This is a genomic window from Yaniella soli (assembly GCF_054782375.1).
This window is the reverse complement of the sequence record NZ_BAAGSP010000030.1, coordinates 22,486-34,319: the sequence shown is the minus strand read 5'-3', so window position 1 is coordinate 34,319 and position 11,834 is coordinate 22,486. Positions and strand designations below refer to the sequence as shown.

General features: G+C 53.0%; 13 protein-coding genes and 1 tRNA gene. 6 read left to right on the top strand and 8 right to left on the bottom strand.

From position 1 onward, the window contains the following. The first annotated feature begins 82 nt into the window (after positions 1-82). Positions 83-823, top strand: a complete 741-nt coding sequence (locus tag ACYVJT_RS13075; RefSeq protein WP_499418464.1) for an SGNH hydrolase domain-containing protein — start codon at positions 83-85, stop codon at positions 821-823. Positions 824-986: 163 nt separating this feature from the next. Here ACYVJT_RS13075 and ACYVJT_RS13070 read toward each other — a convergent pair whose 3' ends face one another. From ACYVJT_RS13070 to ACYVJT_RS13060, 3 genes are all read right to left on the bottom strand, one after another. Continuing rightward, positions 987-1,358: a VOC family protein gene (locus ACYVJT_RS13070; protein ID WP_343958296.1), complete on the bottom strand. Its 372-nt coding sequence runs from the start codon at positions 1,356-1,358 to the stop codon at positions 987-989. Positions 1,359-1,437: 79 nt separating this feature from the next. Further along, positions 1,438-2,028, bottom strand: coding sequence for a TetR/AcrR family transcriptional regulator (locus ACYVJT_RS13065; RefSeq protein ID WP_343958298.1), 591 nt, complete (start codon positions 2,026-2,028; stop codon positions 1,438-1,440). Positions 2,029-2,079: 51 nt separating this feature from the next. Continuing rightward, positions 2,080-2,760: a YqeB family protein gene (locus tag ACYVJT_RS13060; protein ID WP_343958300.1), complete on the bottom strand. Its 681-nt coding sequence runs from the start codon at positions 2,758-2,760 to the stop codon at positions 2,080-2,082. Between the two features lie 605 nt (positions 2,761-3,365). On the opposite strand from ACYVJT_RS13060, the gene ACYVJT_RS13055 reads away from it, so the two are divergent. The 5 genes from ACYVJT_RS13055 to epsC all read left to right on the top strand — a co-directional run bounded on the left by ACYVJT_RS13055 (position 3,366) and on the right by epsC (position 7,617). After that, positions 3,366-3,749: a helix-turn-helix domain-containing protein gene (locus ACYVJT_RS13055; RefSeq protein ID WP_343958302.1), complete on the top strand. Its 384-nt coding sequence runs from the start codon at positions 3,366-3,368 to the stop codon at positions 3,747-3,749. Continuing rightward, a complete protein-coding gene (locus ACYVJT_RS13050) occupies positions 3,750-4,517 on the top strand; it encodes a PIN domain-containing protein (RefSeq protein WP_343958304.1) in 768 nt (255 codons plus the stop codon). Positions 4,518-5,337: 820 nt separating this feature from the next. Further along, entirely contained in the window at positions 5,338-5,859 is a 522-nt protein-coding gene (gene msrA / locus ACYVJT_RS13045; protein WP_343958359.1) for a peptide-methionine (S)-S-oxide reductase MsrA, read from the top strand. Positions 5,860-5,941: 82 nt separating this feature from the next. Further along, entirely contained in the window at positions 5,942-6,877 is a 936-nt protein-coding gene (cysK, locus tag ACYVJT_RS13040; protein ID WP_343958305.1) for a cysteine synthase A, read from the top strand. A 152-nt stretch (positions 6,878-7,029) separates the two neighbouring features. Then, a complete protein-coding gene (gene epsC, locus ACYVJT_RS13035) occupies positions 7,030-7,617 on the top strand; it encodes a serine O-acetyltransferase EpsC (protein ID WP_343958306.1) in 588 nt (195 codons plus the stop codon). 16 nt (positions 7,618-7,633) lie between these two features. Here epsC and ppk2 read toward each other — a convergent pair whose 3' ends face one another. From ppk2 to ACYVJT_RS13010, 5 genes are all read right to left on the bottom strand, one after another. After that, positions 7,634-8,551: a polyphosphate kinase 2 gene (gene ppk2 / locus ACYVJT_RS13030; protein WP_343958308.1), complete on the bottom strand. Its 918-nt coding sequence runs from the start codon at positions 8,549-8,551 to the stop codon at positions 7,634-7,636. Between the two features lie 227 nt (positions 8,552-8,778). Continuing rightward, positions 8,779-9,255, bottom strand: a complete 477-nt coding sequence (locus ACYVJT_RS13025) for an ATP-binding cassette domain-containing protein (RefSeq protein WP_343958310.1) — start codon at positions 9,253-9,255, stop codon at positions 8,779-8,781. A gap of 1,473 nt (positions 9,256-10,728) precedes the next feature. Then, positions 10,729-10,801: transfer RNA gene (locus ACYVJT_RS13020), tRNA-Val, on the bottom strand. Between the two features lie 47 nt (positions 10,802-10,848). Continuing rightward, entirely contained in the window at positions 10,849-11,298 is a 450-nt protein-coding gene (locus tag ACYVJT_RS13015) for a redoxin domain-containing protein (protein WP_343958312.1), read from the bottom strand. Further along, on the bottom strand, positions 11,298-11,729 hold the full coding sequence (locus tag ACYVJT_RS13010) for a DUF3052 domain-containing protein (protein WP_343958314.1): 432 nt from the start codon (positions 11,727-11,729) through the stop codon (positions 11,298-11,300). The genes ACYVJT_RS13015 and ACYVJT_RS13010 overlap by 1 nt, the downstream gene beginning before the upstream one ends. Between the last annotated feature and the right edge of the window lie 105 nt (positions 11,730-11,834).

Sequence of the window (11,834 nt, the reverse complement as noted above, 5' to 3'; positions counted from 1 at the left end):
CTCCACGAAGCCAGACTCCGCTACCGGTGGGACACCCGCACCGTCAAGCCTTACGATTTCCGGTAAGCGCCGATAAGCCCCTATCCGCGCAATCTCTAACTACACGGTTGCCGTCATTGGAGATTCTCACGCGCGTGCTTGGCTGCCGATGCTCGATGAACTCGGCAAGGACGAGAACTGGAACATCCAGGGCTACACGAAGAACAGTTGCAGTCCGGTGCCCCTGGACAGTGCGGCACCAGACAGTGATCGATCCGAGCAAGCTGATTCTGAAGCGTGCAAAGAATTTGTGCAAAACGCGTCGACCGAAATTGGGCAGGACGACAACATCGATGCGGTCATCACAGCAGGTTCTCCGACGGATCATGGATTCTACGATGTCTCGGGGGCACACTCCGATAGCATCGCGGTCGACACGGTCAACGACATGTGGCGGGCATGGGAGGATTCCGGCAAGGAAGTTATTGCGATCGGTGAAGTACCGCACTTTGAAAAACTCAACGGTCCGACCTGTGTGGAGACCAATCCGGATGACGCCGCTGAGGCTTGTTCACTCCCTGCCGATGATGCCAATGAAGGTCGCCAGACCGTATTGACTTCTGCGGCAGATGCCCAAGACTCCCCCGCACAATTTTACGATCCAACACCGGGAATCTGTGACGATGAGCAATGCTACAGCATGGTCGGAAACCTCGTCACGCGCTACGACGAGAACCATATGTCAGCTGATTTCTCCCGATCGTTTCGCTCAGACTTCGAGCAATTCCTCGAAGACCAGAACGTTCTGGGACAATCGAATACGGCTACACTGACTGCCCATTAAGCCCGGCAGCGGCACGGTAAAGGTTTTGAAATAACAGGTTTGTCCGGCATTTTGGCACGCTCAGCAACGATGTCACAACCCAGAGCACCAAAATACAGCTGTGGTGAAACCGTGTCGCGCCCGAGCGCCTGAACAATAGCCTGACCCAAAATTCACCATGGTTTCAACCGTACCTAGCCTGCTCGTCAGTAGGTTCGAGAACGCAGAACTCGTTACCTTCTGGGACTTGCATTACTACCCAACCAGCATCTTTCGGTTGGCCAATATCCACCCGTTGTGCGCCTCGAGCCATCAGCCCCTCGACTGCGCCGGCATAGTCTTCAGCTAACACATCAAGATGCAGTCGGTTCTTGGTCACCTTGTGGTCACTTACCGGAATAAAAAATAATGATGGCGAGCCTCCGCTGGAATTCTCAACTTGGGTTCCGGCGGGATCGGCTTCCACTACGTGCCAGCCAAGTGTTTCTGCCCACCAGTGCGCCAACTCAACGGGATCTGCAGCGTCTATGGTCAGGGCCTCCCAAGTGATGTTCATAACATCCTAAACTAGTGGCGTCAGATGAACTGGGTCAACGCATGCTGCCAATGAGTCCTTGAAATCACCTGTGGCATCTTCAAAATTGTCGAGCCAGGAGAAGTCGAACTTGTTCATGCAGCAGTATTGCATCCTTGCTGTTGTCAATACTGCCACCAGCGACGGCACCCGTGTAGCCATCGATAATGAGCAGCACCCACGCGGCGAGACGCTCTGCATCGATGTCTTCACGAACCAGGTGCGATTCCTGCGCGTTGCGCACAACGGACGCTAGCAGGTGTTTTACGACTTCTTCTTGAGCACGCAGGGCTTGAGCAATGGGTGCTCGATGAACCATGGCTGCTATGGCTTGAATAACACCTGCCGATCGGGTGTCAGCGAGTTCTTCGACATTCTGGTCAACGAAATCGGTGATGACCTGCAATGGTGGCTCGGTGTGTCGAGCAGAAAAAAATTCTTTGGTCTCCGTTACCCCATATTCAACGATGGCGACCACAAGCATGTCTTTCGTTGGAAAATGGTGAAAGAACGTGCCCGATGCGATCTCAGCGATCGTGCAAATTTGCGCTGTTGTCGTTGCGGCACCGTGCTTGGCGAACGCCGTAAGACCAGCGTCGATAATCTGTGTCCGTCTAGCCGCACGCAGCGCGGGATCAATTGGTCGAGCCATGAAAGCAAGTATAGTTATTCGAGTGCATACTCACTTCAAGGTACTGAAGTATTAATCCTCTGCGATCAAGCGCAGCTGCTGCTTGCTATCGCGATCACGCACCACAACCCCCTGCTCAGCCAATGCTTCGCGAAGATTCTCGGCCTCCCCTGACCGATGGTCTTCTAATGCACGCCGACGCTTTCGCAGTAGTGCATGAATACTGCCACAAAGATCGGCGCTGCGATCCGTCCACTCCGAATAGACAGCTTCTCGAGGATCTGTCACCCCTCGCCACGGGTACCCGTAAGTTAGGAACGCTCGCTTGAGTTTTGGCGCAAGACTCGCCTCAGAAGTTGAACGAGATAATTCACGGGTGTCACCATCAAGCAGCACAAGCTCGTCTTTATCCATGAATACTTCGGCGATCTCGTGGTGATCAAAGACGGCCGATGCTTTTTCGGAAATGATGCGCACACGATCCGCGGCAACGACCACACGGCCGACCTCACTGTCCCAGACAGCAAAAACAAACCAGCCAGCCGCTGCACCCAATAATCCCAGCACGGGTATAGACCACGGCGTCAAGTCCATGAGACGAAGAACGACAGGAGCCGAATCGAATCGATCCAATAACCACGAAACAACAGGCCCCACGACTAGGGACAAAACGAGACCGAGGATGGCCCCTACCAGGGTGAAGATGGGGGCTCCTTTGGAATCTACGCTGACAGTCAACTGGGATTCGGACACTGGCCGGCTCCTTACCTTCTTCGCCTGCTTCACATGGTCCAGCTGTGCCGGTGGCACGCTTGGTATCAATACTACCGTTAATCGAGTATATACTCTAGTAATTCGGGCAGGAACTCCCAGCCCGTAAGTCCGCACCGTCGAGCGTTCGCGTTGCTATCGGACTAACTTGACGGTGCTGCACCCTGCAAGTGTTATGAGCAAACAACATGGTGCACAAGAAAATGGCAATCTTCGAACGCTAATTATTGGAGGTGGCTGCTTCTGCTGTCAGGACGCACCCGCGTCACCACGCTCGCCTGCATTTTCACAGCAAGCGACCCGAATAGCACAATGTTCCGACAACCAGATCAGTTATCGGGACGTTGTTGTCGTTGGGCACCCCACCTGGGTTTTTGAACAGATCAAGGGTGAATCGGGTCCGTTGCATTCAGCTCCGCGGCGATGAGAGCTCCCAATAGGAGTCTGCCAGTGTTGATGATTCGCGCATACGTGAAGTTTCGGACGGTCCGGTCCACCGGACTGCTAACTGTAAAAACCTCGGATTATAAGTGACATAACTGCACATTTTGGTAGACTTATGACACGTAAACATTTGGAGGTGTGTCATGACGAGTCCAGCAGTCAGTGGTCCAGAGGGTATCCGCGAAAGCATTGATCGAGGCGATAAGGTCGTCGAAATTCGACTCCAGGCCGAAAATGCTGCGAAACTTGCGAAGATTTTAGAGGCACAGCGTCAAGGTCACGATGTAGCCGTAGTGGAGTCTGCCAAGGAATATACGACCACCAAAGCGGCAAAGCTTCTTGGCATTTCTCGGGCACATCTAAGCCGCCTCATTCACGAAGGTAAAGTACGAGCGCACAAAGTTGGCACACATCACCGCATCACGGCGCGAGAGATTGAGTCACAGCAAACGATGAAAAAGTACCGCGAGAACCCAGACGCCCAGAAACTCGCTGAGCTCTGGGATGAGATGGGTATTGACGACTAAGTGCCGAGCATCGTTATTGATGCCAATGGACTCATTTCACGCATTTTGTCGAACTATTTTCTACACCTCGGCAAACACCCAGACATAAAACTCATCTGGAGCGATTCGCTACTTCATGAAGTGGAGAAGAATCTACGCAAGAAGTCCCGAAATGCAGAAGCCTGCCACCAATTCGTCCAGACCATGAAGTCATATCACCCCGATGCGAACATCGATGTGTCCGATACTGACGTAGAGAAGCTTCGTAAGCAGCGGACAGGCGTTGATGACGGGGGCACCCATATCCTGGCCACCGCGATTACCGGCGAGGCTGACATTCTGGCCACCGACAACACCCCTGACTTTGAAGCAGCCAGAGATTGGATGCAAGAACACTATGGGATCAAGCTGATGGAGCATGGTGAATTGTTGGCAATGCTATTCACTGAGTTTCCAGAACCATCCGTAGACGTACATCGTTACCTATTGACGGGAAACTACGCCGCCCAGGGCCAACAGCACATGCTTGATACTATGCGTCGCGCTACCAAGACTGCTGAGATGGCTATCGAAGCCTTGGAAAATGCTCTGGTTGATCTGGATGATCACGAGGACAACGTAGAGGACATCGAAGCGGCTATGACCGTCGCCTACAGCGATGGAAAGGAGCGCATTGCGGCAAGACAGAGGGAAGCTGCGCAACGACTGGGGTCGCAGGATATCAGGTGGGTTGGCCCTGTCACCAGAAAGGATGGCACCTTTGTGGCAGGCTATTTGCAAAGGCGCTGACTGAAGAGCAAGCCGCCCCAGAATGATTTTGTCGCTTGCAGCATATTGGAACAGTCCGACAAGGATACTTCGGCATTCGTGAGCAACTGCCATCATCTTCCCGTTTGGCTGGACAACGGCCTGTACCGATCCAGTGAGTAGCCCTACTGAACAGTCTATGATCAACGTTTGACCTATTAGAGGATTCAGATGATTCATATATTGCTTGTGACGAGAAGGCGGATCCCTGTATTGGCATTTCAAACTCGTCTAATTTCAAATAAATTATCGAAGTATAGCGTGGCGAGGTGGTCAACCGTGAGGATTTCATAACCGTCGCACCTGGTGATGATCTTCTTCGACAGGTTCTGCCATTTATCTTTGAGTACATTAACAGAGGCCGCTTTCGTTGCAGCTGTCGCGAAGAGCTGTCGTAGCTTTCCGTATGAGTCCCTACAGGAGCATCAGGACTGCAATTTTCGTTCTCCGGTTTTCCAGGAACCGTTTTCCCGCGTTCCCCAATTTTTAGACAAGCCCTCACCACCGATATTCCCCTCAGTTTCCTTCCTGTGACTGCTTTCAGACCTGAGAGTGTCCGCGAACGTGAAGAAGTCGAAAAACAAAATGCGTTCAAAGCTCTCCATATTCTCTCCATGGAGGTTTTGAGATTTGATTTTCACTGTGCAGCTGTTGATTCGATCAGTCGTATTTTGAACGATATTTTGCACCAGTATTCACCGCAAAAGTCGCTAGTGTTCCGCATGATCTAGGCGAAGTAGCGAGATATGATGTAGCGTGAGCAAGTATGAACTCACAGCAGGAAAACCAAGCCGACACGAACCTGAGAACGCTAATTGTTGGGGGTGGCTGCTTCTGGTGTCAGGACGCTGTTTATCGACAAACCAAAGGGGTCGTCGAGTCGGAGTCCGGCTACATTGGTGGACACACCGATCATCCAACATATGAACAGATTTCTACTGGGACGACGGGCCACGCGGAAGCGGTCAAAGTGACTTTCGACCAGGACGTTATTGACGCAGACACAATTATGGACATGCTCTTTGCTTCGCATGACCCCACCACGCTAAATCGCCAGGGTGCTGATGTAGGGCCACAGTATCGGTCGGCACTCTTCCCCCAGTCAGACGAAGACCGAAAGCTTTTCGCCGAAGCTATCGACCGGCACCAGCAATATTGGGATGATCCGATTGTCACTTCGATCGAAGAGGACGCCACCTGGTGGCCAGCAGAAGATCAACATCAAAACTTCTATCAGAAGAACCCAGCGTGGGGATACTGTCAGGTTGTGATTAACCCTAAACTGGCAAACGTGCGCAAACATTACTCTGCGTGGCTAAATTAAATACGCGCGACGTCACGAACTCTTATTGTTAAACACGAAATCTGTTTTTTAAAGTTTGCACCCCGTAAAGGATGATCCACAGATGGCAAAGATGCTCGATAACATCACCCAGGCAGTCGGCCAGACTCCACTGATTCGTCTCAACCGACTCACAGAAGGCCTGCCGGCTGATGTTGCTGTCAAAGTTGAGTTCTACAACCCAGCAAACTCTGTGAAAGACCGTATCGGTGTTGCGATTGTTGATGCGGCCGAAAAGGCCGGCAAACTCCGTCCGGGTGGCACCATTGTCGAAGGTACCTCCGGTAACACCGGCATTGCCCTGGCGATGGTCGGTGCCGCACGTGGTTACCGCGTCGTGCTCACCATGCCGGAAACCATGTCCAATGAACGCCGTGTCATGTTGCGGGCCTACGGTGCCGAGATCGTGCTGACGCCGGGCGCCGATGGCATGCGTGGTGCAGTCGACAAGGCGGCACAGATCGTAGAAGAAACAGACAACTCGATTCTGGCTCAGCAGTTTGCCAATGAAGCCAATGTGCACATTCATTACACCACCACCGGCCCAGAAATCTGGGAAGCTTCCGACGGTAACATCGACATTCTTGTATCTGGCATTGGTACCGGCGGCACGCTGACCGGTGCAGGTCGCTACCTGAAAGAACAAAAATCGGATATCGAAATCGTCGCTGTTGAACCAGCCGATTCACCGATCCTGTCCGGCGGCAAACCCGGCCCACACAAGATCCAGGGTATTGGCGCGAACTTCGTGCCTGAAGTACTCGATACCGAACTGTACTCCTCTGTGTATGCAGCTACCCTTGAAGAATCCGTGCAGAACTCGCGTCTGCTGGGCACAAAGGAGGGCATCCTTGGTGGTATTTCTTCCGGTGCAGCGATCGCAGCCGCACTTGAAGAAGCCAAGAAGGAAGAAAACGAAGGAAAACTCATCGTAGCGGTTATCCCTGACTTCGGAGAACGCTACATTTCCACAGTGCTCTACGAAGACATTCGCGGCTAATATACAACCCACGAGCTTCTGCCTTCGGTATGTCATGACTACCGAAGGCAGAATCGTTTAAGCCTTAACGCCAAGTCAGGCGTGCACATAGAATAATCTGAGCACCATCCGTGTTGAGCCTTACAACAACACTTCTTCTTGAAAGGGATACATTGGGAATCATACGCCGCGTCCAAGAGGACATTCAGGCCGCGAAAGACCGGGACCCCGCAGCACGTAGCACCTTTGAGGTGACCACGGCCTATACCGGGCTCCACGCTGTATGGATGCACCGTATTGCCCACAAGTTGTGGCAAAAGGAGCCCCTCAAAACCCCTGCACGGTTACTTTCCCAATTGAACCGGGCGCTGACCGGCATTGAAATCCACCCGGGTGCTGATATTGGGCGCCGGTTCTTTATTGACCATGGCATGGGCGTTGTGATCGGTGAAACTACCGAAATTGGCAATGACGTCATGCTCTATCACGGCGTGACCCTCGGTGGGCAGTCCTTGGAGAAGAAGAAACGTCACCCAACCTTGGGAGACGAGGTCGTTGTGGGTGCCGGTGCGAAGATTCTTGGTCCCGTAGTGATTGGTGCACGCAGCGCTGTCGGGGCAAATGCGGTGGTCGTGAAAGATACGCCGGAAGACTCGATTGCAACCGGCATTCCTGCCAAAGTGCGCCACCGCCGTGGCGCAGAAGAAGCCAAACCAGCAGTTGACCCCGCAGAATACGTCGACCCAGCTATGTGGATCTAACGCCGCATTTCGACTGCTAGTCCCCTACGGCGTCCCGTCCGCGCATGACGATGAGTGGATCTGGGACGCCAACGACGTCATGGTCTTTGCCCTCATATTCGAACTGGCTCAAAAAGTAGCGCATCGCATTAATACGGCCACGCTTCTTATCATTGGATTTCACGGTAATCCACGGTGCATGATCCGTATCAGTATGCAGGAACATGAGTTCTTTGGCCTCAGTGTAGGCTTCCCACCGATCCAGAGCTTCCAAGTCCACCGGTGACAGTTTCCAGCGGCGCACCGGATCCAGCTGGCGAATAGCAAAACGTGTGCGCTGCTCGGTTTGTGTCACCGAGAACCAGAACTTGATCAACGCAAAACCATCATCGACCAAGAGTTTTTCCAGTACAGGGGCCTGGTTCATAAACGTGGCGTACTGGTCTTCGTTGCTAAAGCCCATCACCCGTTCCACACCGGCGCGGTTATACCAAGACCGGTCAAACATCACGATCTCCCCCGCCGTGGGAAAATGGTTGATATAGCGCTGGAAATACCACTGACCGGATTCACGCTCGGTTGGTTTATTCAATGCCACCGTGCGTGCTGTGCGCGGATTCATGTACTCGGTGAAACGCTGAATCGTCCCGCCCTTGCCTGCGGCATCACGACCTTCAAAGACCACAATAATTTTCTTGCCCGTATCTTCAGCCCAGTACTGCAGCTTCAACAATTCGATCTGTAAGTAGTACTTTTCCAGCTCATACTCTTCGCGAGAGAGCCGCTCGGAATACGGGTAATTTTCACGCCACGTTTCGACGGCTTTGCCCATCGGGTCAATCAGATCAGGGTCTGGAGTATGCCCGTCAATGACGTCGTAGCCGCCCTCACGTAGGGTGTCGATGAATTCCCGCAGATTCTGTCGAGGCTGATCTGGGACGAGTTCTTCGAACAAGGCATACTCCTTAGTTACTGCAACCTGATAATGACGCTAGTTACATTGTGCACCGTCAGGGCCGAAATTACATGGACCGATCTCCGAATTTAACCAGGGGAATCTGAACAGTTGGTGAACTGCGCGGATTTGTTCACCTTCAAGAGGAAGGGCGAACGACGTGCATGCTGCGCTTGTGATGATTCTGCATGCACGTCGCTCACCCGGTCTATAAAATGGAACCGACGCTATAATTCCCGGCGCGGAAGCACTACCGGTCGTTGGGTGTCGGGGTCAGCAATGATCCGCACCGAGGTTCCATAAATTTCTTCGATCCGCCGTTCAGTAAGCACTTGGTCTGGTTTGCCGGTAGCTGCCAGCTGACCGTGATCGATCATGGCAATCGTGTCGGCATAAGCGGCAGCCAGTGAAAGATCGTGCAGGACAACAATGACGGCATGACCCTGGAGGGCAATGGCCCTGGCAATTTGCAGGACTTCTTCTTGGTGACGCAGGTCCAGTGCCGCTGTGGGTTCATCGAGCATGACGATGCGCGTTCCCTGGGCCAAGATCCTCGCCAAGGAGACCCGCGCCTTTTCACCACCCGACAGTGTCGGAAACACTCGGTGGGTGAGATGTGCCACGTCCGTTTTAGCGATCGCAGCGGCAATCGCGGCCTCGTCCTCGGCGGCCTGTGACGTACCGATCCATGGTGCTCTGCCCATCTAGATCACGTCCTGGGCGGTAAACGAAAACGCAACGTGATTTGCTTGTAATAGGACCGAACGAACTCGGGCGAGTTCTTTGATGTCCCAATCGGAGAGCGGCTGTTCGTCCAGGTGCCCTACTCAGAGTTCGACAGCGAGCAACTCGCTTACTCCGAGTAGGTCATCGACTCGAGCCTGACAGCAACTAGGTAAGAGTGGACGCAGCGGTCACGTATGAACAAGCAGAATCGGGATTTCACGATTTTTGAGAATACATTTCGAAGTGAGCATGCGCCTTAAGAAAAATAGGACGTGAATCGCACGGGCCGACTATGGCGCGACGACCGGCATAGTACTAGCTATGCTTTTGTTGTCGCTCAGCTCTCGAGAAGTCTGACCCCAGGGTTGTACGCCCCATCACTTACAAGAGTAGTCGACGGGGCGGTTGTTTTCGTATTCAAATACCTATTCAGATCCGTTGTTCGGAGATTTTCCCTTAACGGCTTCAATGACTCTAGGAATCCCGGAGAGTGCTGGCAGAGTCAATAGCCAGAATGCCTTCTATCCATCAGCACGCCGCCAATAAATGCTCCGGCGATGCCAAAAGCACCAGAACGAGAAACCCAATCATTCCAACTACCGTTGCGACGGAATCAGCTAACGCGGATCGCTTGTCAATAGTCGTTTTTGTTTCCAACTCAGTTTCGGCCATGCGCATGATGCGCTCCGGGAAATCTGAGCCAACCTGACCGTAACCTCTTAGGAGAGCAGGGTGAGGTAATGGGCCACTGTGAGATTCAAAATAAGACGCGCTAGCACCAGGCTCTAAGGCGTCGTCTTCTGTACCTTCGCCGCTGACTGACTGAGGGCGTTGCCCACCGTTGACCAGCTCTCCTTGACGTACTTCTTCTGGCTCGCCGTGCGACGGCGAGGAACTTTGAACCCCATCGCTAGAGCTGTCCCCCGATTGAGGCTTTCCGATACGCTCATCATTGCCTCCCTTTTCATGTTGTATGTCACCATATTTTCACGGGCTGAATCAGCGCTGACACGAATGGCCTATTATTTCGGCCACTATTTTTCTTGTGACGATGGCCTTAGGGCCCTTGGTTAGACTTACTTTGATCACAAACAATATCAGCAGTGGCGTTCCCCAGGCCATGGCTCACGTCACGCCATCGTATCCAGCACGCGATTATATGCACACGCCTAAACGTGAGCACGTGCCAGCGAAAGCATTCCTAGGCAATTTGCTGGCCAAAGCCCGCCAAACTCATCCTAACCACACCATTCCTTGAAGTGTCCCAAAGTTTTATGAGTTCCCCGAGAGTTCTTGGTGCGAGCCAATCGCCCACCGTCTAGCAAGACCTACACGGCGACCACGTGTGGCTCACCGATTCCACGGAATTCAAGGCTGAATCGTGTGCAAATTACGCCAACGTGAAAGCCCCACTTCGTTGGCATTCACGAAGTGGGGCTTACATTATTATGTGGGTCCTACCGGGATCGAACCGATGACCTACTCGGTGTAAACGAGTTGCTCTACCAGCTGAGCTAAAGACCCTTTGCGCTTGCGATGTTCGCTGCGCAACAAGATTCAATAGTAGCCCATTATTTTTCATTGTGCAAAACGGAGAGATGGTCATCCATATTGCGACTGCCAGCGGTCGATTCAATGGTTTCGAGAACTTCACCTGAACGATCCACCAACAGGCTGACCCGTTTGGGTCGGCCCGTGGTGGTGTCCAGCACGTCGTAGTGACTTGCGACCGCGCCGTGGGGCCAAAAGTCGCTGAGAAACGGCACAGTTAGACTCAGTTGGTCACAGACCATGCGCAGCACCGGCGCGGAGTCGGGTGCGATAAGCCGCACCGCGACTCCTTCATCGGCCAGAGTGTCTGCCAGTGTCGCAACGTGTTCTAATTCCGACATGCACACGGGCGTATACGCACCAGGAATGAAGATTAGCCATGTCTTGTCCGAGGCAGGCTCATCCGGCCCCTCTATCGGAGGGCACGGCCAGTGTTGACCGTATTGATCTCGTAGGGCCGGTGTCGTCACTACACGCGTCGCTCTATGCGAGTGGCGAGCCAGTCTTCGGAAACCCCAGCGGTGACGGTCGCACGAAGACCCGCAACGTGTGCAGATTCAGACACGTCCATGGGCGAAACATGGCCAGGTTGTGAAGACCGCGGGATCAGCAACCAGATTGGAGCATTGTCGTCCAGATTCGTGGTGGCATCAACGAGAGCATCCGTGAGCTCAGTGATGTCTCCATCGTCCTCGCGCCACCACAGCAGCACAGCATCAACTGGCTCTTGGTCTTCTTCGGTCAGGAATTCCTCACCGAGGGCATCCTCGAGCCCGTTTCGAAACTCAAAGTCGATGTCTTCATCCCATCCGAGTTCTTGGATGACATCTCCAACTGCTAGTTCGAGTTCGCCAATAAAATGATTGTTATCTGGGTTCTTACCAGATGACGAGTTGCTCACAACACTCCTTATTCAATACGTTGGATTCTATTTTTCAAAATTCTTGAGACATTAGCAACATGTAGACATCATACTGTGTCGTTAGCATGCAGTGACATATCCTTC

Bases quoted from the DNA above. Each gene is read 5' to 3' on its own strand.
- ACYVJT_RS13070 (WP_343958296.1), bottom strand. From the start codon at position 1,358: ATGAACATCACTTGGGAGGCCCTGACCATAGACGCTGCAGATCCCGTT.
- ACYVJT_RS13065 (WP_343958298.1), bottom strand. From the start codon at position 2,028: ATGGCTCGACCAATTGATCCCGCGCTGCGTGCGGCTAGACGGACACAG.
- ACYVJT_RS13055 (WP_343958302.1), top strand. From the start codon at position 3,366: ATGACGAGTCCAGCAGTCAGTGGTCCAGAGGGTATCCGCGAAAGCATT.
- cysK (WP_343958305.1), top strand. From the start codon at position 5,942: ATGGCAAAGATGCTCGATAACATCACCCAGGCAGTCGGCCAGACTCCA.
- ACYVJT_RS13025 (WP_343958310.1), bottom strand. From the start codon at position 9,255: ATGGGCAGAGCACCATGGATCGGTACGTCACAGGCCGCCGAGGACGAG.